This is a genomic window from Nocardiopsis algeriensis (genome assembly GCF_014203695.1).
Taxonomy (GTDB): Bacteria; Actinomycetota; Actinomycetes; order Streptosporangiales; family Streptosporangiaceae; genus Nocardiopsis; species Nocardiopsis algeriensis.
This window is the reverse complement of sequence record NZ_JACHJO010000010.1, coordinates 129,493-152,770: the sequence shown is the minus strand read 5'-3', so window position 1 is coordinate 152,770 and position 23,278 is coordinate 129,493. Positions and strand designations below refer to the sequence as shown.

The following is a 23,278-nucleotide window of genomic DNA, read 5'->3' as shown; positions in this document are numbered from 1 at the left end:
TGAGGCAGTCCACGTTGAGCGAGCAGTCCCGATCCCCCTACCGCGGTCCCCGGCGGGGAAGGAAACCCGGCGGCGGTGCGCGGGGAGGGCCCGGGCAGCCGCCCGCGCCGCGCGACCCGTCCCGCCGCGTCGCCTACGACGTCCTGCGGGCGGTCGACCAGCGCGACGCCTACGCCAACCTGCTCCTCCCCTCCCTGCTGGGCGAGCGCGGCATCAGCGGCCGCGACGCCGCCCTGGCCACGGAGCTCACCTACGGCACCCTGCGGCACCAGGGCACCTACGACGCCGTGCTGGAAACCTGCGTGGACCGCACACTGGCCTCCGTGGACGCCGAGGTGCTGCCCCTGCTGCGCCTGGGCGCCCACCAGCTGCTGTCCACCAAGATCCCGCCGCACGCCGCGGTCAGCGCCACCGTGGACCTGGCCCGGCGCGTGGTCGGGCAGCACCGCTCCCGGTTCGTCAACGCCGTCCTGCGCAAGGTGGCGGCGCGCGACCTGGACGCCTGGACGGCCGTGGTGGCCCCCGACCGCGACCGCGATCCCAGCGGGTACCTGTCGGTGGTGCACAGCCACCCCCGCTGGATGGTCAAGGAGCTCGCCCGCGCCCTCGGGGAGCGCTCCGCCCAGGGCCTGCCCGAGACCGAGCGCCTGCTGCGCGCCCACAACGAACGCCCCAAGGTGACGCTCGTGGCCAAGCCGGGCCGCGCCACCGTCGCCGACCTGGTGGCCGCCGGTGCCGTCGAGGCCCGCTACTCGCCGTTCGGCGCCTACCTGAACGAAGGCGACCCGGCCGCGATCCGCGAGGTCCACCAGGGCCGCGCCGCGGTCCAGGACGAGGCCAGCCAACTGGTCGCGCTCGCCCTGACCCGGCCGGAGGTCCCCGGGGACGACACCCTCTGGCTGGACATGTGCGCCGGTCCGGGCGGGAAGGCGGGACTGCTGGCCTCCCTGGCCGGAAAGCGGGGAGCCCGCCTGGTGGCCTCCGAGGTGCAGCCCGCCCGCGCCGGCCTGGTCGCCAGGGCGGTCCGGCGGGCACCGCGCGACGCCGGCCGCGCGATCGCGGCCGACGGCACCAGGCCCGCCTGGCGCCCGGGTGTGTTCGACCGCGTCCTGGTCGACGCCCCCTGCACCGGGCTGGGTGCCCTGCGCCGCCGCCCCGAGTCGCGCTGGCGCCGCACCGAGCACACGGCGTCCGAGCTCGCCTCCCTCCAGCACGACCTGCTGACGAGTGCCGCGGAGGCCGTCCGGCCCGGAGGCGTGGTGGCCTACGTGACGTGCTCGCCGCACCTGGACGAGACCGGCGGCATCGTGGGCCGGGTCCTGTCCGAGCGGGACGACCTCACCCTGCTGCGGGCCGCCGACCACCTGGACGGGGTCCCCGACCTGGCCGCCGGGCCGGAGGGGCGCTACGTCCAGTTCTGGCCGCACCGGCACGGCACGGACGCGATGTTCCTCGCCCTTCTGCGCAAGGAGTCCTGAACCGGACAGGGCGCTCCCCGATGTCGTGGCGCGACATCGGGGACAAAGCCCGCAAATCGGAATCTACGCCGTCAGGGTGGCGGGTCGTGTGCGATTTCCGCCGTGCTGACCGCGGTGGCTCCCCCTCCCGTGGCTACACTGCCTGACGTGGCAATCCAGATCTCACCCAGCATCCTCAGCGCCGACTTCGCGCGCCTCGCCGACGAGGCGGACGCCGTCTCACCGTCCGCCGACTGGCTCCACGTCGACGTCATGGACGGGCACTTCGTCCCCAACCTCACTCTGGGGCTGCCCATCGTCGAGAGCCTGCTCAAGGCCACCGACACCCCCTTGGACTGCCATCTCATGATCGAGGACCCCGACCGCTGGGCACCCGCCTACGCCGAGGCCGGGGCGGGCAGCGTCACCATCCATGCCAAGGCCGCCGGCGCTCCCGTGCGCACACTGCGCGAGATCCGCCGCCAGGGAGCCCGCGCCGGGCTCGCCCTCAACCCCGCCGAACCCGTCGAGCCCTATGCCGACCTCGTCGGTGAGATGGACATGCTCCTGCTCATGACGGTCGAGCCCGGTTTCGGCGGTCAGAGCTTCCTCGACGTGGTCCTGCCCAAGATCCGCCGTGCCCGCGAGATCCTCGACAGCCGCCAGGCCTCCGTCTGGCTCCAGGTCGACGGCGGCGTCAGCACCGAGACCATCGAGCGCGCCGCCGAGGCGGGTGCCGACGTCTTCGTCGCCGGATCCGCCGTCTACGGCGCCCAGGACCCGGCCAAGGCCGTCGACTCCCTGCGCGCCCTGGCGGCGAAGGCCTCGCCCCTCGCATAACGATCGCGGACGGCACCCGTGTGCCCCTGGCCACGCGGGTGCCCCACCCCTATGCTGGCGCACCGTAGTCGTTGATTTCGCTTGGTCGCGGCTCCGTCTTCCCCTGCGCGTGGGCGCGGGCCGGGGGAGCGGCGCGGCGTGAGCGCGTTGCCAGGCGCGGACACGTGGAGTTGCGCGTTGAACGCTTGGAACGCCGGGCACCTGGCCATGGACGCCGTGTGGGAGGCCGAGATCGGCCCCATCCTGTGGTTCCAGGGCCTGGGCGACTGGCTCGCCCACCCCTTCGGGGCGATCACGGAGCTGGGCTCCCTGACCTTCACCATCCTCCTGATGGCCGTCGTCTTCTGGTGCGTGCATCCGGGCACCGGAGCCCGGCTCTTCGCGGTCGTCGTCACCTCGGGGGTGCTGAACTTCCTTCTCAAGGCCCTTTTCTACGGTGCCCGCCCCTCCTGGTACAGCGCGCACGTGACCCGCCACGTCGCCGAGTCCAGCTTCGGGATGCCCTCCGGCCACGCCCAGAACTCCACCGTCCTGTGGGGCTACCTCGGTGTGCGCTCGGGCCGCCGCGCGTGGCTGTGGGCCGCCGCCGGGCTCGTCCTCCTCATCTGCCTGTCCCGGATCCACCTGGGTGCCCACTTCCCCAGCGACGTCCTGGTCGGGGTGCTGCTGGGTGCGGCCCTGCTCTGGGCGGCCCTGCGCTGGGAGGACAGGATCCTGGCCTGGTGGCGCGGCCTCGACACCCCCCGCTGGGCGGGTCTGGCGGTCGCGGCGTCCGTGCTGCCCTGCGTGGCCGCGACCCTGTGGCACCACCTGGTGCGCGGTGACTGGACAGTTCCCGCCGAGTGGATCGGGGCCGTGCCCACCGATCCGGCCGGCGCCACCCTCACCGACCTCTACGGGGTCTGCGGAGCGCTGCTGGGCGGCCTCGTCGGCTTCACCCTCCTGGCCGGCCGCGGCTGGTACGGCGCGGACGGCACCCTGCTCTCCCGCGCGGCCCGCTTCGCCCTGGGCATCTCCGGGGTCCTGTGTGTCCAGGTGGTCCTCGACGTCCTCACCGTGCGTGCCGACGGCCTGGCGGAGGCGGTCGCGTCGTTCGCCGCCTACGCGCTGATCGCGTTCTGGGCGTCGTTCGGCGCACCCGAGCTGTTCGTCCGCAGCGGCCTGGCCGAGCGCCCCGAAGCCGCTGGTCAGGGCGCGGACGAGAACACGGAGCGCGGGTGATTCGCATCACCCCGGCTGTACGCCGGGGCCCCGCAGGGCTAGGATCGGCCCTCAGACGACAGTCATACGCGTGCTCCGGGGTCGGTGAAAGTCCGAACCGGCGGTTACAGTCCGCGACCCGGCCGGATCCATCGGCCGGTTGAACCGGTGAAATTCCGGTACCGACGGTGAAAGTCCGGATGGGAGGCAGTACGCGTCGGACCGGTCCGTCCGCCGTGGCGCGCGCCCTGCCTCCGGCGTAGGCCCGGTCCTGCCGTGGAGGCTTCTCCACACCCTCGCCCCGGAGCCCTCAGAGGCATCGGAAGGACGAGGGCATGTTCACCGGAATCGTGGAAGAGCTCGGCGAGGTCGTTTCCCTCGAACCGGCGGGTACCGCGGGCGAGGCCGTGCTGCTCACCGTGCGCGGCCCCCTGGTCAGCTCCGACGCCGGACACGGCGACTCCATCGCGGTCAACGGCGTGTGCCTGACCGTCGTCGGCCGCGGCGAGGGCACCTTCACCGCCGACGTCATGAAGGAATCGCTCGACCGCTCCTCCCTCGGCTCCCTCGCCCCCGGCTCCCCCGTCAACCTGGAACGCGCCACCCCCGCCGACGGCCGGCTGGGCGGCCACATCGTGCAGGGCCACGTCGACGGCACCGCGCGGCTCCTGTCCCGGAATCCCGGTGACAACTGGGACGTTCTACGGTTCAGCCTGCCCGCGGAGCTCTCCCGCTACGTCGTGGAGAAGGGCTCGATCACCGTCGACGGCACCAGCCTCACCGTGTCCGCCGTCAGCGAGCCCGGCGCGACCGAGGAGTTCTTCGAGGTCAGCCTCATCCCCGAGACCCTGCGGGCCACCACCCTGGGAGCTCTCACCACCGGCGCCACCGTGAACCTCGAGGTGGACGTCGTCGCCAAGTACGTCGAGCGCATCGCCGCCGTGTCCGCGGCCGAGCGCGCCTGACACACCGCCACCGACACCATCCCACCCGCAGACCGACCTGGAGCCGTCATGACCGCCATCGACACCACCCCCGAAGAGACCGCCGCGCCCGTGGTCCTCGACCCGATCGAGGAGGCCGTCGCCGACTTCGCCGCCGGCCGCGCCGTCGTGGTGGTGGACGACGAGGACCGGGAGAACGAGGGCGACATCATCTTCGCCGCCGAGCTCGCCACTCCCGAGCTCCTGGCGTTCATGATCCGCTACACCTCGGGTGTGGTGTGCGTGCCGATGGAGGGCGGGGACCTGGATCGCCTCGACCTGCCGCTGATGACCGCACGCAACGAGGAGAGCCTGCGCACCGCCTACACGGTGACCGTGGACGCCCGCGAGGGGGTCAGCACCGGTATCTCCGCCGCCGACCGCGCCCGCACGATCCGCCTGCTGGCCTCGGAGGGGAGCCGGCCCTCCGACTTCGTCCGACCCGGCCACATCCTGCCGCTGCGCGCCCGCCCGGGCGGTGTGCTCGCCCGCCGCGGACACACCGAGGCCTCGGTGGACCTCGCCCGCCTGGCGGGCCTGCGTCCGGCGGGGGTGCTCGCCGAGGTGGTCAACGACGACGGAACGATGGCCCGCCTGCCCCGTCTGCGCGAGTTCGCCGACGAGCACGGCCTGAAGCTGGTGTCGGTCGAGCAGCTGGCCGCCTACCGTGCCGCCCGCGGCGAGCGCCTCACCGAGGAGCAGGGTCGCCCGCCGCTGGTCGCACGCATGGTCGAGACGCGCATGCCCAACCGGCACGGCGAGTGGCGCGCGGTCGGGTTCAAGGGCACCGAGGACGGGGCCGAGCACGTCGCACTCGTCCACGGCGACCTCGGCGACGGCACCGGAGTGCTGGCCCGCCTGCACTCGGAGTGCCTCACCGGCGACGCCTTCGGCTCCCACCGCTGCGACTGCGGTGCCCAGCTGGACGCGGCCATGGCCGACATCGCTCGGGAGGGCCGCGGCGTGGTCGTCTACCTCGGCGGCCACGAGGGGCGCGGCATCGGCCTCCTGCACAAGCTGCGCGCCTACAGCCTCCAGGACCGCGGCGCGGACACCGTCGACGCCAACCTCGACCTGGGCCTGCCCGCCGACGCCCGCGAGTTCGGCGCCGGGGCGCAGATCCTCGCCGACCTGGGGGTGACCTCGGTGCGGCTGCTGTCCAACAACCCGGCCAAGGCCGAGTCGCTGGAGCGGTACGGCATCCAGGTCAAGGAGCGGCTGCCCATGCCCGTGTTCGCCACCCCCGACAACATCGCCTATCTGCGGACCAAGCGCGACCGCATGGGCCACGACCTGGCCGTGGCCGCCGAGTGAGCGCGGCGGCCGGGTACGAGGACGAGACGAGAGGGAGCAGGACCCATGAGCGGTGAAGGACGTCCCGAGCAGCAGGAGACGGACGCCTCCGGCCTGTCGGTGGGCATCGTGGCCACCCGCTGGAACGCGGAGGTCGTCGAACCGATGCTGGCCAACGCCCTGGAGGCGGTGAAGGCCGCCGGCGCGGCGGATCCGGTCGTGGTCATGGTCGCCGGGGCGGTCGAGATCCCGGTGGTCGCCCAGGAGCTGGCCCGCAGGCACGACGCGGTGATCGCCCTGGGCGCCGTGATCCGGGGCGGCACCCCGCACTTCGACTACGTGTGCCGGTCGGTGACGCACGGGCTCACCGAGGTGGCCCTCCGCGAGTCCACCCCTGTGGGCAACGGTGTGCTCACGTGTGACACCCTGGAGCAGGCGCGCGACCGCGCCGGCCTGCCGGGAAGCGCCGAGGACAAGGGCGCCGAGGCGGCGCTGGCCGCCCTGGACGCTGCGCTCGCCCTGAGGAGGCTGCGCCGGTGAACGCCGCCGCGCGGCCAGGCGTTCTGTGAAGGAGCAGTTGTGCGGACGAGGGAACAGCCCGTGGACGATGCGTCGAAGCGACCGGTTCCGCCCAGGACCTGGCGGCCCCGGGCGATGAGATGGGTCGCCTACGGTCTGGCTCTGCTGATCGTGGCCACCCTGGCGGTGCTCGCGGCGCTCCTCCCGGAGAACTGGTCGGCCACGGACCGGGTCATGCTCGTGGGCATGGGCCTGCTGATCGCGGCCGGGCTGCACCTCATGGCCCGGCCCCGCCTGGTCGCCGGCGAGGACTCGGTGACGGTGGTCAACAGCATCCGCACGCACGTGCTGTCGTGGGCGGAGATCGTGGACATCCGCATGCCGGTGGGAGAGCCCTGGCCGTCGGTCGACCTGTCCGACGGCACCACCCTGGCGGTGATGGGTATCCAGAGCGCCGACGGAGAGACGGCCCGGCGCGGGGTGGAGGAGTTCCGCGACCTGCTGCGCGAGCGCGGCGAGGCGCAGGAGCCCGACCGCCCCTGAGAAGGCGGCTCCAGGCCCTGCCGTACAAGGGATTTCACGCCCGGGCGCGGGGGCACGTAGTTTGGTGTCCGAAGCCATCAGGGCGTGTGCGCCGAACACCCCCTGGCCCTCTGGCGCCCCGGGAGGTATTACGTGCGCGACATCCGAGCGGCCGTGTCGGACCTGTACTCCTCAGGTGAGAGATTCGCCCTGGCCACGGTGGTCGACACCTACCGGAGCGCACCCCGCGAGGCCGGCGCGGCCATGGCGGTCAGTGCCTCGGGAGAGGTGTTCGGCAGCGTGTCGGGGGGATGCGTCGAGGGAGCGGTCTACGAGGAGGCCGTGGCGGTCATCCGCACGGGCGTCCCGGTGCGCCGCACCTACGGGGTCAGCGACGAGGACGCCTTCAGTGTCGGCCTGACCTGCGGAGGCACCCTCCACATGTTCATCGAGCCGGTCGACCGGGAGAGCCACCCCCACCTGGGCGCGGTCCTCGGCGCGATCGAGGAGCACCGGCCGGTGGCGGTGGCCACGGTCGTGTCGGACCCCTCCTCGGCCGACCGTGCGGGGCGCCGCCGCGTGGTGTGGCGCGGCCGTGCCGAGGGCGACCCGGGGAGCGAGCGGCTGGCCGCGGCCCTGGACGACGACGTACGCGGGATGCTGGCGCAGGGCAGGACCGGGCTGCTGCGCTACGGCACGGAGGGCCAGCGGCGGGGTGACGGGCTGGAGGTGTTCGTCCAGAGCTTCGCCCCGGCGCCGCGGATGCTGGTGTTCGGGGCGATCGACTTTGCCGCCGCCGTGGCCGACCTGGGTTCCTACCTCGGTTACCGGGTGACGGTGTGCGACGCCCGCCCGGTGTTCGCCACCCCGAGGCGGTTCCCCACCGCCGAGGAGGTGGTGGTCAAGTGGCCGCACGTGTACCTGGACGAGGTCACCGACCAGATCGACGAGCGGACCGCGATCTGCGTGCTCACCCACGACCCCAAGTTCGACGTGCCGGTGCTCAAGGCCGCTCTGGCGACCCGGGCCGGGTACGTCGGCGCGATGGGTTCTCGCCGCACCCACGACGACCGGATGGCGCGGCTGCGCGAGGCCGGGGTGGGGGAGGAGGCGCTGGCGCGCCTGCACTCGCCGATCGGCCTCGACCTGGGCGCGCGCACCCCGGAGGAGACGGCGGTCTCGATCGCGGCCGAGCTGGTGCGCTCGCGGTGGGGCGGCACCGGACGGGAGCTGCGCGAGACCTCGGGGAGGATCCACCGGGACCGGCCTCTCGTTTCGGCCGGTTCCGGCCAGCCTGATGTGTGAACCGAAAAGGGATCATCGGAGGAGCGGCAGGTCATCCCGCACGCGGCAGGGGTTTCGGGAAAGGTCGTCGCACACACTTTTCGGGGTGGCACACCGGAGGCATGTCCCCGTGGCATCATCGCGTCATGGGAAGTGGGGACACTGAGGACATCCGGGAGCCGGTGGCGGGACTTCTGCTCGCGGCGGGGGCCGGCAGCAGGCTCGGACGGCCCAAGGCCCTGGTCGAGGTGGGCGGTGAGCGTCTGGTCGACCGGGGAGTGCGCACCCTGCGAGAGGGAGGCTGCGAGCAGGTCCTGGTGGTGCTCGGGGCGGCGGACACCGATGTCACGGACGCCTGCGCGGTGATCAACCCCGACTGGGCCACGGGCCTGGGCTCGTCGGTGCGGGCGGGAATCGACGCGGTTCCCGACGAGTTCGACGCCGTCATCGTCGCCCTGGCCGACCAGCCCCTGGTCACGCCCCAGGCCGTGCAGCGCCTGCTGGAGGCCCACCGGCAGGGCGCCCGGGCGGCGGTGGCCACCTACCACGGCAACCAGCGCAACCCCGTCCTGCTGGGCCGCGAGCACTGGTCGGCGGTGCACGCGATGGCCCACGACGACGTGGGGGCGCGCCCCTTCCTGCGCGCCTACTCCCACCTGGTGACCCCGGTGGAGTGCGACGACGTCGCCAGCCCCGAGGACATCGACACCGCCGAGGACCTGGCCCGCCTGGCCGGCCTCCTGGGCAGCCCTTCCGCCTGAGGCCTCCGCTGTGTTTGCTTGGGGCCTCCGTTTCGCTTCGGCCCCGGTTCGGGCGCCTTCAGGGCGCGGTTCTTCGTCACTGCGCTCACATCCTCGTACCTCGGATGTTCGCTCCACTCCTGCAGAACCCCGCCGGCGCCCTCCCCTGCTCCTTCGGGGGCCTCCGCTTCGCTTCGGCCCCTGCTCGGGCGCCTTTCGGGCGCGGTTCTTCGTCGCTGCGCTCACATCCTCGTTCCTCGGATGTTCGCTCCACTCCTGCAGAACCCCGCCGGCGCCCTCACGGCACACCCCCTGGGGCTGAGGTGTGCTTGCGGGTGGTCGGTGCTTCGTCCCACCCGTCGCCCGCCACCGCCCTCGACGGACGGCCTACGGCCGCAGCCCCCTTGCTGGGGCGGGGGTGGGGCTCCTGCTTTACTTCGGCTCGGGGCGGGTGGGCTCGGCGGTGATGCCGAAGGTGTGGCGGGTGGAGGAGCCGGGGGCCAGCACGATGAGGTCGGTACCGGTGGACAGGGCGTCGGGCGGGCAGGTCATCGGCTCTACGGCGAGGTGGGCGCGCCGGGCCTCGCCCCCCAGGGTGTCGGCGCTGAACAGCTGGAGCCAGCCGAAGCTGTTGTCGCACCACAGCGAGACGCGGCGGTCGGGGCAGCTCACCCGCACCCACGCGCGGCCGTCGCCGTCGCGCTCCAGCCCGGTGAAGGCGGTGTCCAGCACCGTCCCGCCCGGTCGGCGGCCGGGGGAGCGGAAGTCGTACTCGCCCTCCACGGGCACGGGGTCGCCGGAGGGCAGCAGGCGGTCGTCGACCGGCTGGCGCAGGGACGCGGGGACCTCCAGGAGCAGCTCTCCCCGTTCGGCCAGTTCTCCCAGGGGCTCGCCGAAGGCGAGGTAGGGGTGGAAACCCAGGCCGAACGGTGCGGGGGAGCCGCCGGTGTTGCGTGCGAGGGTGGTCACGGTCAGGCCGTCGCCGTCCAGCCGGTAGGAGACCGTGAGCGCCAGGGGGAAGGGGTAGCCGGGGACGCCCTCGAAGTCCAGCCGCAGCACGGCCGTGTCCCCGGAGACCTCCTCGGGTGTCCACACGCGGTCGTGGACCAGGCCGTGGATCGCGGAGCCGGTCGCGGGCTCGTCGACCGGAAGCCGGTGCTCGGTGCCCTCGAAGCGGTAGCGGCCCCCGCTCAGGCGGTTGGGCCACGGTGCGAGCACCTGGCCCTGGAAGGCGATCGGGGCGTCGGTGTAGGGCCACACCACGTCGCGCCCCTGCCAGGTGAGCGCCTGCAGTGCCGCGCCCACGAGGCCGATCCGCGCCCGGAACTCCCCCGAGTGCAGTTCGATCGTCTTCCCCACCTTGCCGCCCTTCGACCGGTGCCCGGCCCCGCGCCGAACCGGGAGATCATAGCCCACCGGTCCTGGCGGGGCCTCCGCCGGGATCACCCGTGGAGCCCGCGCGCCTGGGACAGCCAGTCGGCGAACAGCTCGGCGTCGACGTCCTCCGGCGAGCGGAGCCTGACCTGGGCCATGGAACGGGCCCCGGCGTCCAGGCGGCCCGACGGGTCGGACAGCTCCTGCCCCTGCCAGAAGCCGAACGAGACGTGGGACCTGTGGGCTCGGAGGTAGCAGACGGGAGACATGCCCGGCCTGTCGCCCAGGCTCCACACGGGGTGGCCGTGCCAGACGGCCCCCGTCCCGGGCAGGGCCTCCTCGACCAGGGGGAGCAGCAGGCCGGCGATCTCGCGCTGGGTCTCGGGCAGGCCTGCGACGTAGTCGGTGACGGTGGTGTGCTTCACGGCAGATGTCCTTCCGGTGTTCTTCCTTGCCTTCCACCTCCACGTCGTCCGGGGCGATGTGGCAGGGAACGGCAGCGCGTTCCCTGTCACATCACCCCGGACGACGTAAGGGTGAAAGCAGCACAGAACACGCCGAGAGGACGATCCACCATGCGCTTCCTGATGACGACCCGCCCGTCCGAGAACGCCCGCAACGACGAGGAGATGTTCGCCGAGATGGGCAGGTTCGTCGAGGAGACGACCGCCGCCGGCATCCTGCTGGCCACCGGGGGCCTGGAGCCCGGCGGGGTGCACATCGACGCCAAGGGCGGGGAGATCACCTTCACCGACGGCCCCTTCACCGAGGCCAAGGAGGCGGTTGCCGGATTCGCCCTGGTGGAGGTCTCCTCCCGCGAGGAGGCGATCGAGATCGCCCGCCGCTTCTACCGCATCATCGGCGAGGGCGAGGGCGTCATCCAGCAGGTCTTCTGACCTCCCCGCCGGATCCGCCCGCACCGCCCCGGCTTGCCGACGACCCCGGGGCGGTGCTGTCATCGTCGGGTGATCGATGTGCACAGCACCGTCGACGCGGTCTGGAAACTGGAGTCGGCCCGCATCATCGCCGCCCTCACCCGGATCACGCACGACGTGGGGGCCGCCGAGGAATGCGCCCAGGACGCTCTGGTCGCCGCGCTGGAGCAGTGGCCGCGCGAGGGGGTGCCGGACAACCCCGGGGCCTGGCTCACGACCGCGGCCCGGCGCCGGGCCCTGGACCGGCTGCGCCGGGAGCAGCGCCTGGACCTCAGGCACGAGCAGGCCGCCCGCGACGCGGAGCGGCGCAGCGGGGACGGGGAGCCCGACCCCGACGACGTCCTGCGCCTGCTCTTCGTCACCTGCCACCCGGTGCTGCCCGAGGCGCAGCGGGTCGCCCTCACCCTGCGGCTGGTGGCCGGGCTCACCGCCGCGGAGATCGCCCGCGCCCTGCTCACCGGTGAGCAGGGCGTCGTCCGGCTCGTCGCCTCGGCCAGGAGGACACTCGCCGAGAACGGTGTCGGATTCGAGCTGCCTGCCGGGGCCGAGCTCGCCGAACGGCTCTCCTCGGTGCTCGGTGTCGTCTACCTCGTCTTCAACGAGGGCTACACGGCCACCTCGGGGGAGGACCTCCTGCGGCCGGGCCTGTGCCTGGAGGCACTGCGTCTGGGCCGGACGCTGGCGCAGCTGGTGCCCGACGATCCCGAGGTCCACGGCCTGGTGGCGCTCATGGAGCTCCAGCAGTCCCGTGCGGGGGCGCGTACCGGACCCGGTGGCGAGCTCCTGCCCCTGCACGAGCAGAACCGCGGACGCTGGGACCCCCTCCTCGTCCGGCGCGGCTTCGCCTCGATGCTGCGCGCCCGCGGCGCGAGCGGCCCTCCGGGCCCCTACGTCCTCCAGGCGGCGATCGCGGTGTGCCACGCCCGGGCGCGGAGCGAGGAGGAGACCGACTGGACGCAGATCGCCGCGCTGTACGACCTGCTGGCCGTCCGCCTGCCCACCCCCGTGGTGCGGCTCAACCGGGCTGTGGCGGTCGGCCGCGCACGGGGCCCCGCCGAGGCACTGGAGCTGGTGGACGAGCTGGTCGCCGATCCGGCCCTGCGCGACTACCACCTGCTGCCCGGCGTGCGCGGTGACCTGCTGCTGCGGCTGGAACGGCGGGAGGAGGCGCGCCGGGATTTCGAGCGCGCCGCCGCGCTCACCGGCAACGCCGCCGAGCGGGCCTTCCTGCTGCGCCGGGCCGAGGCCGCGGCCGGGGCCGGGACCGGGCCCGCCCTGGGCGAGAGGACGCGTGCGTTCCTCGCCGGGAGCGGCCTGGGCGCGGCCACCGTCCGCTCCTACCGCCAGACGCTGGAGCGCCTGTGCCGATCCCTCGGGGAGGGGCTGCCGCTGGCGGACCTGACCGCCGAGCACGTGGAGGGCGTGTTCACCGCGGCCTGGTCCGGGGCCGCGCCCCGCACCTGGAACCGCCACCGCGCCGCCGTGCGCTCCTTCGGGACCTGGGCCGGCCTCGAAGGCCTGGACGCGGGGCTGGAGCGGCGGGCCGAACCCGTGCGCGCCGACCGCGGGACCGCCCCCGCGTTGCCGGCACGTCTGTGGGAGGACACCGCGACCTCCCCGCGCGAGCGCGCCCTGTGGAGGCTCCTGCACGAGTCGGGTGCCCCGGTGTCCGCCGTTCTGGGCCTGAACGTGGAGGATCTGGACCTGCGGGCGCGCCGCACCTTTCCCGGCGCGGTCCCGGTGGCGTGGGGGCCGGAGACCGCCCGGCTCCTGCCCGCACTGGTGGAGGGGCGCACACGCGGCCCGCTGTTCCTGTCCGACCGCCGCCCCGGACCGGCCCGTACCCCGGCACCCCAGGACCTGTGCCCCGAGACGGGGCGGCGCCGGCTCTCCTACGAGCGGGCCGAGTACCTGTTCAAACAGGCCACCCGCAGCCTGGACCCGGACGGTGAGGGACACACGCTCGGCTGCCTGAGGAGGCGGCCCGGGATCAGCCCAGCAGCCCGTCCAGCGGAATGAGCACACCCGAGCCCAGCGCGATCAGGCCCGTGGACAGCAGCACCACCACCATCAGGAGGGACCCGGCCACGGCCAGACGGAACGCGGCCAGGCGGCGGCGTGCCCGCGAGGTGTTCCTCGTCGAGGCGGCGGTGCGGCCCAGCAGCACCAGGACCACCGACAGCAGGACCGGGAACCACCAGCCGTCCCCGCCCGGAACCAGACCGGTCAGCGCGCCGGCGATCTCGGAGGTCCAGCTCAGGACCGGTCCCCGGGCGGTCTCCAGGAGCCCTGTGTAGGCGTCCAGGACGACGTCGCTCTCGGGATAGAAGCCTTCGGCGGGCCGCAGTGCCCTGCCGAGCCCGTCGACCATGCCCAGCAGCGCTGCCGGATAGGCGAAGCGGCGGCACCGGCCGGCCCTCATCGCCTTCTGGATCTGCTGCATGGTGCGCTCGACCCGGCGCCGGGACCGCTCCTCCAGACGGCGGCTACGGTCGGAGCCCCGCGCCCCCGGGTCCTGGCGGCGCCGTCCCCACCGGAGGCCGGGAGACTCCTGCGGCCCGCGTACGGCGGGATCGCCGGCCGCGGCCTCGGCGCGCCTGCGGCGGGCGTCGGCCATCCTGTCCCTGGCACCGTCCCAGCGCTCGCGTGCCGACCCGGCCAGCGACGCCCAGCGGTCCTGGCGGCGGGCCCGGCCGTCGGCGCGCTCGCGTTCGGCGATGCCGGCACCGATCCTGGCGGCCTCGGGCAGCAGCAGGACGGCGGTGAGCAGGGCGGCCGGGGCGGCCAGGGGATCGGCGCCGCCGTCGCGCAGGGCTGCGCGGCGCAGTTCCGCCCACCAGGTCGCCTGCGGTGCGGAACTGCGCTGGGTCGGGTGCCAGGACTGGCGGCGCAGCAGGGCGCGGTGCCGGGAGGCGGCCTCGGGTTCCAGGACGAGCTCGACGGCGCGCGCCCACGTGGTGTCCGTCTCGTGCCCGGCGGGCCGCTGCGGTGCGTGCCCGCCCGCGCCGCACAGGCGGTCGACGGTCTCGGTGACCCGGCCCATCAGCAGCGGGACCTCGTGCTGGACGCGTTCGAGCAGGGCGCAGCGGCCCGAGCCCCCCGCTCGGCAGCCCGGGTGCGGGCACCAGTGCTGGGCGGCCAGGCCGACGGCCCCCGTCTCCACGGCCTCGTGCACCACCGCGTGGCGGCTCGCCTCGCCGGTGGCCAGTGCCAGCAGGCCGTCGGCGCTGATCTCGTGGCCCCGGTAGCGCGGCGGCATCCCCGGGACGTAGCGGGCAGCCAGGGCGCTGATGGCCACGTGCGCACGGTCGGGACGGGCCTCCAGACCGGTGAGGTGGGCCCGGTCGAAGGTGTGGTCCTTGATCTCGCGGTCCAGCCACGTGCGCAGTTCCGTCCAGTGGCTGCGCAGCCACACCGCGCCGGCCTCGGAGCGGTCGAGCAGGTCGAAGGCCAGACTGGGCGGGTCCTCGTGGCTGGTCCCCGCGAAGGTGATGGGGCGCCGGCGGCCGGCGGTGCGGATCTGCGGCCGCTCCCCGGCCAGCCACTGGACGACCTCCTCGTGGCCCCAGCGGGCGGAGGGGGCCGGGGTGAGCAGGCCGCGCACGAGCAGGCGCCAGCGCTCGTCGGTGACGGCGGAGATGTCCACCTCGGTGTTGCGCGCGGTGAGCCAGTTGCCGCCGCGCTCGGGACGGCGCCCCGCCACGAGCTCGTGGGCCATCACACCCAGGGACCACCAGGCGGCGGGGGCCTCGCGGCGGCCTTCGACGACCTCGGGCGCGGCGTAGTCCTCGGTGATGGCCAGGCCGCCGTAGACACGGCTCATGGTGGCGCGGACCGCGCCGCCGAAGTCGGTGAGGGCCAGCACCGGCGGGTCGAGCGAGCGGATCAGGAGGTTCTCGGGCTTGACGTCGGTGTGGTTGTGCTGGAGCTCGGCCTGCCAGTGGTGCAGGCACTCGGCGACGGCTGCGACGACCTGCCGGGCCCGCTCGTCGTCCAGCGGTGCCCGGTCGATCAGGCTGCGCAGCGATCCGTGCGCGAAGTACTCCTGCGCCTCCCAGGCCACGTCCTCGCCCCAGGAGCTGGCAGCGGTGCCGTAGCCCTGGATGGCGGGCACGTGGGGGGAGGCGGTGCCCCGGGCGCGCAGCCGGTCCAGGAGTTCGCGGTTGATGTCGTGGCCGGGCCGGTAGACCTTCAGGGCCAGTCTGCGCCCGGGGGAGTCGGTGGGCTCGACGAGGTAGACGACGGCCTCACCGCCCGCGCCGATGCGGTCCAGGACCTGGTAGCGGCGGCGCAGCTCGGCCGGGACCGCGTGGTCGAGGTCGCTGGCCGGACCCACGACCACGCGGAAGAGCACGCGGGACAGCCAGTCCAGGAGGGGGCCGAACAGGGTCCGCCACCACGGTGCGTGCGGCCCCGCGCCGGGGGCCGCGGCCCCCGGCGCCCGGGCGGTCGGGGTGGCGGGCCCTTCTCCGCGGGTGTCCTCCGGGGCGAGGACCTCGGTCCGGTCGGCGCCGGTGACACGGGTCGGTGCGGTTCCGCCGCCGGTCGGACCCGGGCGGAGCACACGTGTCACCCACCGGGTGGCACCCGCTGCGGGGCCGCTCCGGGTCGTGTCGGGATCGATCCGCTGTGTCGGCGCGCTGTCGTCACCGGGGTCGGGCGTGACCATGGAGGCCTGGGCCGTCCTTCGGGTAGGAGTCGGTGTCGTGTGCGGGGGGGAGGACCTTCGGACCGGGCGCCCGTGCGGGCCACCGGTGGCGGAAAGTTTCCCCTTCACCCTGGTGGGACTCCCGGGAGCGGCTCGGGGTTCCCGGTGCCTCAGTGCCTGCCGCGGGGGACCACGCCGAGCTCGGCGCAGGCCGCCTCGTACATGCGCACGACCTCCTGGCGGATCTGGGCGCGCTCGGTGAGCGGTCGGCCCCAGGGGATGCGTACGGTGCGCTCGGCCCCGTCGACGGTGGCCGCGTAGTCGCCGCCCTCGCCGTCGAGGCCGGTCATGCGGGCGGCGGTGGCCTCCGGTACGCCGCCCAGGGCGCGGCAGATGAGAAGGGTGTCCTCCGGGTGGTCGCCGTTCATGTGGGCGGTGACGGCGGTGACGACCTCGGGGGAGAAGGGGTTGGGCACGGTTCCTCCTGCGGCGGGTCCGGGCACACGAGAGCGGGGGAGGGCACGTGCCCTCCCCCGCCGACGATAGCCGAACGCGGTCCCCGCCGGTGGTGGGTCACCGGATCGGGCCGTGTCCCGGGGGTCAGGCCTGGCGGGTGAACTCGGCGTCGATCTCGATGGTGATCTTGTCGCCGATGACCACGCCGCCGCCGTCCATCGGCATCTCGATGTCGACGCCGAAGGCCTTGCGGCTGATCTGGGTGGTGGCGGAGAAGCCGGCGCGGTCGAGGCCGTAGGGGTCCAGGGTGGAGCCGTTGAACTCCAGCTTCAGCTCGACCGGCTTGGTGTTGCCCTTGACGGTCAGGTCGCCCTTGAGGACGAAGTCCTCGCCGTCGACGGCCAGACCGGTGGAGCGGAAGGAGAACTCGGGGTGGTCCTCGACACCGAAGAAGTCGGCCGAGCGGACGTGGTTGTCGCGGTCGGCGTTGTCGGTGTTGATCGAGGCGGCGTCGATGGTCGCGGTGACGGAGGACTGCATCGGGTCCTCGGGAACGGTCAGGGTCGCGTCGAACTTCTCGAAGCGGCCGCGGACCTTGCTGACCATCATGTGCCGCACGGAGAAGGCGACGGTGGAGTGGGACGCGTCGATGGTCCAGGTGCCGGTCTTCAGTTCCTGCGCTGCCATGGATGTCTCCCTGGTTCGGATCCTGTGGACCCGTGATCCGGGCCCGCTTTCACTGATGTAGAACAAAGCTCTTTGGAAGTATCTTCCCGGGATGGGAAATTTCTTCCTGGGAAGGAAAATACACGCCTCCTCCCGGCGGCACAAGCCCCGGAACGGCAGCCGTGGAGGGCGCGGCGGGGCCGGACGCGGGGGAGCGGCCGATCCGCCGGCGCCCCGAGGGCGGACGCGCGGAGCCGCGAGGAGGAAGGGGGAGCCCGAGCGCCGTTCCTGCCCGCTCCCGCCGGACCGGGCCGAGTCCGGGGCCGCGCGGCGGTAGAGTCGGAGGTCGTGAGCAGACCAACGATCATCGGTGCCCAGAACTTCCGCGACGACGACGGCAGCGCCGACCCGGAGGTCGCCTCCCGTCTGCGTGCACACGCCTCCGGTGAGATCGGCGACCGCCAGGTACTGGCCGCGTTGGGCGGCTCGCGTGTCCTCATCCCCGTGGTCGCGGTGGCCACGGAGACCGAGCAGGGTGCGGACGGGCTCACCAAGGACAAGAACAGCGAGGTCGCGGTCCCCGTCATGACCGGCAAGGACGGGCGGCGCGGGGTCCTCGCCTTCACCTCCGTCGACTCCGTCCGCCTCTGGCGGTCCGACGCCCGGCCGGTGCCCTTCACCACCCGGGACGCCTGCCAGGCCGCGCTGGAGGAGGGTGCCGACGCCCTCGTCGTCGACGTCTCCGGGCCCGTGCCCTACACCATCCAGGGCCGCTTCCTCACCATGCTCGCCGAGCAGGGGACCGTTCCCGAGCCCAAGGACGACCCCCAGGTCCTCGCGCTCGTCTACCGGGTCACCCACACCGAGTTCGGGATCGAGCGCGTGCGCATCCACACGTCCGAGCGCGCCGACATCGGCATCCGCCTCGAGCTCGACGAGCGCGACGACGCGCAGCTGCGCCGACTGGCCGAGCGCCTCGCCGCCGAACTGCGCCACGTCCTGCCGGGAGGCATCGAGCTGAGCGCGGTCGTGCGTGCGCACCGTGACGGTGAGTGACAGGCCGGAAGTTTTCCACAGCCCGAACCCGGAACTGTCGCCGGGGTGCGGTGGGCGGTAACTTCACACTATGCCCACCCCCTCGGCCGCAGCGATGCCTCCGCAGCTCTGGACATCCGCTGTCGTCATCTCCCTGGCCCTGCTCGGACTGGCCGTCGGTCGGCTGAGCGGCCGCCTCGTCCCCCTCTTCGGCCCCGCGCGCCCCGACGCGCGTACGGCGGCCAACACGCACAGTAGCGGTCTCGGTTCCTCGGGTCGGGACGGTCCCGCGGCGGCCCTTCCCGGTCCGGGGGGCTGCGACGCCGTGTGCGACCGGGAGGACGACGACGAGGGGCCTCCTCCGCCGCGCTGCCCCCACTGCCGGGCGGAGCTGGTCTTCCTGCGCCGGCTTCCCGCCGTCGCGGCGCGCGCCTTCCACAGGCGGGGGACCTGTCCGCACTGCGAGCAGGCCGTCCGCTCCCACCCGGCAGTGTCCGCCATCACCGCGCTGCTGTTCGCGGCCGTCGGCCTGGCCGCGGTCCGCCAGCCCGAGTGGGACGTCTTCGGAACCCTGGCCTGCCTGTGGCTGGCCGCCGTCGGGGCCGTGCTGTCGGTCGTGGACGTGCGGGTCATGCGCCTTCCCGACGCCGTCGTCGCCCCCTCCTACCCGGTCGCCGCGCTGCTCCTCGCCGGCTCGGTGCTGCTCCCGCCCGGCGGCCCCGACCCGGGGCGCGGTGCCGACGCCCTCGTCGCGATGGTCCTGGTCACACTTCTCTACTGGCTGCTGTGGCGCGTCCAACCCGGGGGGCTCGGCTTCGGGGACGTCAAGCTCTCCGGCCTCACCGGCCTGTACGCCGGCTGGGCGGCCGGCCCGGTCGGCGCCCTGGTCTCCGTGTTCTGGGCCTTCGCCGCCTTCTCCGCCGTCGGCCTGGTCCTTCTGGCCCTGCGCCGCCTCACCCGCCGCGACCCCTTCCCCCTGGGGCCGTTCATGCTCGCCGCCACACTGGCCACCGTTCTGGCCGGGCAGCCGCTCCTGCCCTGACCGCGGCTCCGCCCCGTCTCACCATCCGGGCCCGGATTCCACCCCGGGGACCCATCCGTGAAAAGATCGTGCACATGTTGCGTTGGCTGACCGCAGGGGAGTCCCACGGACCTGCACTCGTCGCGATTCTGGAGGGCCTCCCGGCCGGTGTGTCCGTCACCTCTGACGACATCGCCGCCGCGCTGCTCCGCCGCCGCGCCGGGTACGGCCGTGGCGCCCGGATGAAGTTCGAACAGGACCAGGTCTCCGTCATCGGAGGCATCCGCCACGGCCGGACCCTCGGCGGTCCCGTCGCCGTCGAGGTCGGGAACACCGAGTGGCCCAAGTGGGAGCAGGTGATGTCCCCCGACCCGGTGCCCGCCGAGGAACTGGAGCGCCTCGCCCGCAACGCGCCGCTCACCCGTCCCCGGCCCGGGCACGCGGACCTGGTCGGCATGCAGAAGTACGGGCACTCCGAGGCCCGCCCGATCCTCGAACGCGCCAGCGCCCGCGAGACCGCGGCCCGCGTCGCCCTCGGGGAGGTCGCCCGCCGGTTCTGCCGCCAGGCGCTCGGCGTGGAGATCCTCAGCCACGTGGTGTCCATGGGACCCGTCGCCGTGCCCGAGGACGCACCCGCGCCCCGCCCGGAGGACCTGGCCGCCGTCGACGCCGACCCCGTCCGCTGCTTCGACCCCGACACCAGTGCCCGCATGGTCGAGGAGGTCGACGACACCAAGAAGTCCGGGGACACGCTCGGCGGCGTGGTCGAGGTCCTCGCCTACGGGCTTCCCCCGGGCCTGGGCACCCACGTGCACTGGGACCGGCGCCTGGACGCGCGCCTGGCCGCCGCGCTCATGGGCATCCAGGCGATCAAGGGCGTCGAGGTCGGCGACGGCTTCCGCACCGCCGCCCGCCGCGGCTCGGTCGCCCACGACGAGATCGAGCCGGGCCCCGACGGCGTGCGCCGCCGCACCAACCGCGCCGGCGGCGTCGAGGGCGGTATGAGCACCGGCGACCCGCTGCGTGTGCGCGCCGCCATGAAGCCGATCGCCACCGTGCCCCGTGCCCTGGACACAATCGACACCGGGACCGGCGAACCCGCCCAGGCCCATCACCAGCGCAGCGACGTCACCGCGGTTCCGGCCGCGGGCGTGGTCGCCGAGGCGATGGTCGCCCTGGTCGTCGCCGAGGCCGCGATCGAGAAGTTCGGCGGCGACTCCGTCGAGGAGACCGCCCGCAACCTCCGCGGCTACATGGACTCCCTCGCCGTCCGCTGACACCCGGCTCCCCGCCCGCTTGGACCGGGGGCGGGGAGCACTTCCCTGCCAGACAGGTGGGCGCAGGCACACAGCGGCACACCCCGCGCCGCGGGGCGCGCCGCGGGACCCCGGGGCGTGTCCGGCGGGCGCCGCCCGCGGCCACCGGTGTCCCGATGCGTCCCCGCAACGCCGAAGAAGGAGTCAGAGTGGTTCCCCAGTCGACCGACGAGAACGCGGCGGGTGGCGCGCCGGGACACCGAGCAGCAGAGCGGGTGCCCGGAGAACACGCCCCGGACAGGCCGGACGCGGCACGAGCGGTCGCGGTGCTCATCGGTGCGCCGGGGTCGGGCAAGTCCACGGTGGGGGAGGCCCTGGCCAGGCGGCTGGGCGTCGACCTGCTGTGCACCGACACCGAGATCGAGAAGCGCGCGGGCAAACCCATCGGCGACATCTTCGTGGAGGACGGCGAGGCGCACTTCCGCGCCCTCGAGCGCCAGGTCGTCGCCGAGGGGCTGCGTTCCTGGGAGGGGGTCGTGGCCGTCGGCGGTGGAGCCGTCCTGGACGAGGACACCCAGGCCGACCTCGCCGGGCACCACGTGGTCTACCTCCAGGTGGAGTTCGCCGAGGCCGCCCGGCGCGTGGGCATGGACACCGCGCGGCCGCTGCTGCTGGGCAACCCCCGCACCCAGCTGCGCCGGCTGCTGAACGAGCGCCTTCCCGTCTACGAGCGCCTGGCGGACACCACGGTCCCCACCACCGGCATGCATCCCGAGGAGGTCGTCGACGCGATCCTCCCCGAACTCGCCGACGACTCCGGAAAGGCCGACACGTGACCGTCACCCGCATCGGGGTGGGAGGCCCCGCCGACCGCTACGACGTCGTGATCGGCAGTGGAATCCTCTCCGAACTTCCCTCCCTCGTCGAAGGGGCTGCCCAGGTCGCGGTCGTCCACCCCGAAGGCCTGGAGAGGCTCGCCCGCCCCGCCGTCGAGGCCCTGGAGGCCGCCGGACACCGGGTCCACCCCATGCCCGTGCCCGACGGAGAGGCCGCCAAGAGCGCGGCTGTGGCCACCGACCTGTGGTCGCGCCTGGGCCGGCTCGCCTTCACCCGCAGCGACGCCGTGGTCGGGCTCGGAGGAGGCGCCACCACCGACCTGGCCGGGTTCGTCGCCGCCACTTGGCTGCGCGGCGTGCGCGCGGTCCTGGTCCCCACCACCCTGCTCGGCATGGTCGACGCCGCTGTCGGCGGCAAGACCGGCATCAACACCCCCGAGGGCAAGAACCTCGTCGGTGCCTTCCACCCCCCGGCCGGTGTCCTGTGCGACCTGGACACCCTGGCGGGCATGCCCCGCGCCGACTACATCGGCGGCCTCGCCGAGGTCGTCAAGGCCGGCTTCATCGCCGACCCCGCCATCTGCGACCTCGTCGAGGACGACCCCGAGGGCGCCGCCGCCCCTGAGGGCAGGCACACCCGCGAGCTCATCGAGCGCGCCGTCCGTGTCAAGGCCGACGTGGTCTCCGGTGACCTCCGGGAGAGCGGGCGCCGCGAGATCCTCAACTACGGACACACCCTCGGCCACGCCATCGAGCGGGCCGAGAACTACACCTTCCGGCACGGGTACGCCGTCTCCATCGGCATGGTCTTCGCCGCGGAGCTCGCCCGCCTCGACGGCAGGATCGACGACGCCCTGGTGGGGCGGCACCGCTCCCTGCTCGCCTCGGTCGGCCTTCCCGTCTCCTACGCCCCCGAGGCCTGGCCGGAGCTGCACGCGGCCATGAGCGTGGACAAGAAGGCCCGCGGGACCACCCTGCGCTTCGTCGTCCTGGAGGGCCTGGGCAGGACCGGCGTCCTCAGCGGCCCCTCCCCGGAACTGCTCGGCGACGCCTACCGTGCGCTCACACACGGCACCCGGGGCCCGGGGAGCCACTAGACTTGCACCCTGGCGGCCTGCGCGCCGGTGCATCCGAGAAGGCTTCCGGTGCACCCGCGGGCCCGGCCCCACCGAATCCGGACCGGTCCCTGGCGTCCGGTACCGCCGTGTCAGACCCCTGGGAGAGACGACCGAAGTGGCCACGACGAACGACATCAAGAACGGCTCGACCCTGCGCCTGGACGGCGTTCTGTGGAACGTCCTGGAGTTCCAGCACGTCAAGCCGGGCAAGGGCGGCGCGTTCGTCCGTACCAAGCTGAAGAACGTCATCACCGGAAAGATCGTCGACAAGACCTTCAACGCGGGTACCAAGGTCGAGTTCGCCAACGTCGACCGCCGCGACATGGAGTACCTGTACAACGACGGCGAGTCCTACATCTTCATGGACACCCAGACCTACGACCAGATCCCGGTCTCCGAGGCCGTCGTCGGCGACGACAAGGACTTCCTCCTGGAGAACACCAAGGTCACGGTGGCCACCAACGAGGGCAACCCGCTCTACATCGAGCTTCCCGCCGCGGTCGAGCTGGAGATCACCCACACCGACCCGGGCGTCCAGGGCGACCGCTCCACCGGTGGGACCAAGCCCGCCACCGTCCAGACCGGCGCCACCATCCAGGTGCCCCTGTTCATCTCCACCGGCGAGCGCGTCAAGGTCGACACCCGCACGGGCGACTACCTCGGCCGAGTCAACTGATGAGCGGAGCACGGCGCAAGGCGCGGCGCAGAGCGGTCGAGGTCCTCTACGAGGCCGAGGTGCGCGGTATCTCGGTCGAGGAGGTCATCAGGCGCCGCAGGGCCCAGCCCGAACCGCCGATCAACGAATTCACCGAGAACCTCGCCCGCTCCGTCGACGGGCGCCGCCCGCGCATCGACGAGCTCCTGGACGAGTACGCCATCGGCTGGACCCTGGAGCGCATGCCGGTCGTGGACCGCAACATCCTGCGCATGGGGGCCTATGAGCTGCTCTGGGCGGAGGACATCCCCGACGCCGTGGCGATCGCCGAGGCGGTCGGGGTGGCCAAGGAGCTCTCCACCGACGAATCTCCCAACTTCGTCAACGGGCTCCTGTCCAGGCTGATGGAGAACAAGACGACGCTCGCGCTCTGACCCCGC

General features: G+C 73.5%; 23 protein-coding genes and 1 riboswitch. Of the genes, 18 read left to right on the top strand and 5 right to left on the bottom strand.

What is annotated here, in order from left to right; all coding sequences use genetic code 11:
• Positions 1-14 precede the first annotated feature (14 nt).
• From FHS13_RS17050 to FHS13_RS17010, 9 genes are all read left to right on the top strand, one after another.
• Positions 15-1,478: an RsmB/NOP family class I SAM-dependent RNA methyltransferase gene (locus tag FHS13_RS17050; protein WP_184292921.1), complete on the top strand. Its 1,464-nt coding sequence runs from the start codon at positions 15-17 to the stop codon at positions 1,476-1,478.
• Between the two features lie 147 nt (positions 1,479-1,625).
• Positions 1,626-2,297 (top strand): ribulose-phosphate 3-epimerase, encoded by a 672-nt coding sequence (gene rpe / locus FHS13_RS17045; protein ID WP_184292920.1) that lies wholly within the window; start codon positions 1,626-1,628, stop codon positions 2,295-2,297.
• 177 nt (positions 2,298-2,474) lie between these two features.
• Complete coding sequence (locus FHS13_RS17040; protein ID WP_246405360.1) at positions 2,475-3,518, top strand: phosphatase PAP2 family protein; 1,044 nt, start codon at positions 2,475-2,477, stop codon at positions 3,516-3,518.
• Positions 3,519-3,584: 66 nt separating this feature from the next.
• A riboswitch (FMN riboswitch) is annotated at positions 3,585-3,715 on the top strand.
• Between the two features lie 117 nt (positions 3,716-3,832).
• Positions 3,833-4,462: a riboflavin synthase gene (locus FHS13_RS17035; protein ID WP_184292919.1), complete on the top strand. Its 630-nt coding sequence runs from the start codon at positions 3,833-3,835 to the stop codon at positions 4,460-4,462.
• A gap of 48 nt (positions 4,463-4,510) precedes the next feature.
• A complete protein-coding gene (locus FHS13_RS17030) occupies positions 4,511-5,794 on the top strand; it encodes a bifunctional 3,4-dihydroxy-2-butanone-4-phosphate synthase/GTP cyclohydrolase II (protein ID WP_184292918.1) in 1,284 nt (427 codons plus the stop codon).
• Between the two features lie 45 nt (positions 5,795-5,839).
• The gene (ribH, locus tag FHS13_RS17025; protein WP_184292917.1) at positions 5,840-6,313 is read left to right on the top strand and encodes a 6,7-dimethyl-8-ribityllumazine synthase; all 474 of its coding nucleotides are present in this window, start codon (positions 5,840-5,842) and stop codon (positions 6,311-6,313) included.
• Positions 6,314-6,373: 60 nt separating this feature from the next.
• Positions 6,374-6,835 (top strand): PH domain-containing protein, encoded by a 462-nt coding sequence (locus FHS13_RS17020; protein WP_184292916.1) that lies wholly within the window; start codon positions 6,374-6,376, stop codon positions 6,833-6,835.
• Between the two features lie 132 nt (positions 6,836-6,967).
• A complete protein-coding gene (locus FHS13_RS17015) occupies positions 6,968-8,119 on the top strand; it encodes an XdhC family protein (RefSeq protein ID WP_184292915.1) in 1,152 nt (383 codons plus the stop codon).
• A 161-nt stretch (positions 8,120-8,280) separates the two neighbouring features.
• On the top strand, positions 8,281-8,859 hold the full coding sequence (locus tag FHS13_RS17010; protein ID WP_184293008.1) for an NTP transferase domain-containing protein: 579 nt from the start codon (positions 8,281-8,283) through the stop codon (positions 8,857-8,859).
• Between the two features lie 411 nt (positions 8,860-9,270).
• On the opposite strand, the gene FHS13_RS17005 is transcribed toward FHS13_RS17010, so the two are convergent.
• Positions 9,271-10,197, bottom strand: coding sequence for an aldose epimerase family protein (locus FHS13_RS17005; RefSeq protein WP_184292914.1), 927 nt, complete (start codon positions 10,195-10,197; stop codon positions 9,271-9,273).
• A gap of 83 nt (positions 10,198-10,280) precedes the next feature.
• Positions 10,281-10,637: a DUF1801 domain-containing protein gene (locus FHS13_RS17000; RefSeq protein WP_184292913.1), complete on the bottom strand. Its 357-nt coding sequence runs from the start codon at positions 10,635-10,637 to the stop codon at positions 10,281-10,283.
• A gap of 150 nt (positions 10,638-10,787) precedes the next feature.
• On the opposite strand from FHS13_RS17000, the gene FHS13_RS16995 reads away from it, so the two are divergent.
• Positions 10,788-11,108 (top strand): YciI family protein, encoded by a 321-nt coding sequence (locus FHS13_RS16995; protein WP_184292912.1) that lies wholly within the window; start codon positions 10,788-10,790, stop codon positions 11,106-11,108.
• Between the two features lie 69 nt (positions 11,109-11,177).
• Positions 11,178-13,166, top strand: coding sequence for a sigma-70 family RNA polymerase sigma factor (locus FHS13_RS16990; RefSeq protein ID WP_184292911.1), 1,989 nt, complete (start codon positions 11,178-11,180; stop codon positions 13,164-13,166).
• Here FHS13_RS16990 and FHS13_RS16985 read toward each other — a convergent pair.
• From FHS13_RS16985 to FHS13_RS16975, 3 genes are all read right to left on the bottom strand, one after another.
• The gene (locus FHS13_RS16985) at positions 13,138-15,816 is read right to left on the bottom strand and encodes a protein kinase domain-containing protein (protein ID WP_184292910.1); all 2,679 of its coding nucleotides are present in this window, start codon (positions 15,814-15,816) and stop codon (positions 13,138-13,140) included. The two genes, FHS13_RS16990 and FHS13_RS16985, sit on opposite strands and share 29 nt — an antisense overlap.
• 149 nt (positions 15,817-15,965) lie before the next feature.
• Positions 15,966-16,223, bottom strand: coding sequence for a DUF2470 domain-containing protein (locus FHS13_RS16980; RefSeq protein WP_184293007.1), 258 nt, complete (start codon positions 16,221-16,223; stop codon positions 15,966-15,968).
• 172 nt (positions 16,224-16,395) lie between these two features.
• The gene (locus FHS13_RS16975; protein ID WP_184292909.1) at positions 16,396-16,938 is read right to left on the bottom strand and encodes a YceI family protein; all 543 of its coding nucleotides are present in this window, start codon (positions 16,936-16,938) and stop codon (positions 16,396-16,398) included.
• A gap of 327 nt (positions 16,939-17,265) precedes the next feature.
• On the opposite strand from FHS13_RS16975, the gene FHS13_RS16970 reads away from it, so the two are divergent.
• The 7 genes from FHS13_RS16970 to nusB all read left to right on the top strand — a co-directional run bounded on the left by FHS13_RS16970 (position 17,266) and on the right by nusB (position 23,272).
• The gene (locus FHS13_RS16970; protein WP_184292908.1) at positions 17,266-17,973 is read left to right on the top strand and encodes an SseB family protein; all 708 of its coding nucleotides are present in this window, start codon (positions 17,266-17,268) and stop codon (positions 17,971-17,973) included.
• A gap of 70 nt (positions 17,974-18,043) precedes the next feature.
• Complete coding sequence (locus FHS13_RS16965) at positions 18,044-18,994, top strand: prepilin peptidase (RefSeq protein WP_184292907.1); 951 nt, start codon at positions 18,044-18,046, stop codon at positions 18,992-18,994.
• A gap of 74 nt (positions 18,995-19,068) precedes the next feature.
• Complete coding sequence (gene aroC / locus FHS13_RS16960; protein ID WP_184292906.1) at positions 19,069-20,250, top strand: chorismate synthase; 1,182 nt, start codon at positions 19,069-19,071, stop codon at positions 20,248-20,250.
• A 305-nt stretch (positions 20,251-20,555) separates the two neighbouring features.
• Positions 20,556-21,065 carry a shikimate kinase gene (locus FHS13_RS16955; RefSeq protein ID WP_184293006.1) on the top strand — a complete coding sequence of 170 codons (510 nt, stop codon included), beginning with the start codon at positions 20,556-20,558 and terminating at the stop codon, positions 21,063-21,065.
• Entirely contained in the window at positions 21,062-22,162 is a 1,101-nt protein-coding gene (aroB, locus tag FHS13_RS16950; RefSeq protein WP_184292905.1) for a 3-dehydroquinate synthase, read from the top strand. Before FHS13_RS16955 ends, aroB begins: the two co-directional genes overlap by 4 nt.
• Before the next feature lie 136 nt (positions 22,163-22,298).
• Positions 22,299-22,859 (top strand): elongation factor P, encoded by a 561-nt coding sequence (efp, locus tag FHS13_RS16945; RefSeq protein ID WP_184292904.1) that lies wholly within the window; start codon positions 22,299-22,301, stop codon positions 22,857-22,859.
• Positions 22,859-23,272, top strand: coding sequence for a transcription antitermination factor NusB (gene nusB / locus FHS13_RS16940; protein WP_184292903.1), 414 nt, complete (start codon positions 22,859-22,861; stop codon positions 23,270-23,272). The genes efp and nusB overlap by 1 nt, the downstream gene beginning before the upstream one ends.
• The last annotated feature ends 6 nt before the right edge of the window (positions 23,273-23,278 follow it).

Coding starts and splice junctions, on each gene's coding strand:
- FHS13_RS17035 (WP_184292919.1), top strand. CDS start 3,833: ATGTTCACCGGAATCGTGGAAGAGCTCGGCGAGGTCGTTTCCCTCGAA.
- FHS13_RS17030 (WP_184292918.1), top strand. CDS start 4,511: ATGACCGCCATCGACACCACCCCCGAAGAGACCGCCGCGCCCGTGGTC.
- ribH (WP_184292917.1), top strand. CDS start 5,840: ATGAGCGGTGAAGGACGTCCCGAGCAGCAGGAGACGGACGCCTCCGGC.
- FHS13_RS16995 (WP_184292912.1), top strand. CDS start 10,788: ATGCGCTTCCTGATGACGACCCGCCCGTCCGAGAACGCCCGCAACGAC.
- FHS13_RS16985 (WP_184292910.1), bottom strand. CDS start 15,816: ATGGTCACGCCCGACCCCGGTGACGACAGCGCGCCGACACAGCGGATC.
- FHS13_RS16980 (WP_184293007.1), bottom strand. CDS start 16,223: ATGAACGGCGACCACCCGGAGGACACCCTTCTCATCTGCCGCGCCCTG.
- FHS13_RS16975 (WP_184292909.1), bottom strand. CDS start 16,938: ATGGCAGCGCAGGAACTGAAGACCGGCACCTGGACCATCGACGCGTCC.
- FHS13_RS16965 (WP_184292907.1), top strand. CDS start 18,044: ATGCCCACCCCCTCGGCCGCAGCGATGCCTCCGCAGCTCTGGACATCC.
- aroC (WP_184292906.1), top strand. CDS start 19,069: ATGTTGCGTTGGCTGACCGCAGGGGAGTCCCACGGACCTGCACTCGTC.
- nusB (WP_184292903.1), top strand. CDS start 22,859: ATGAGCGGAGCACGGCGCAAGGCGCGGCGCAGAGCGGTCGAGGTCCTC.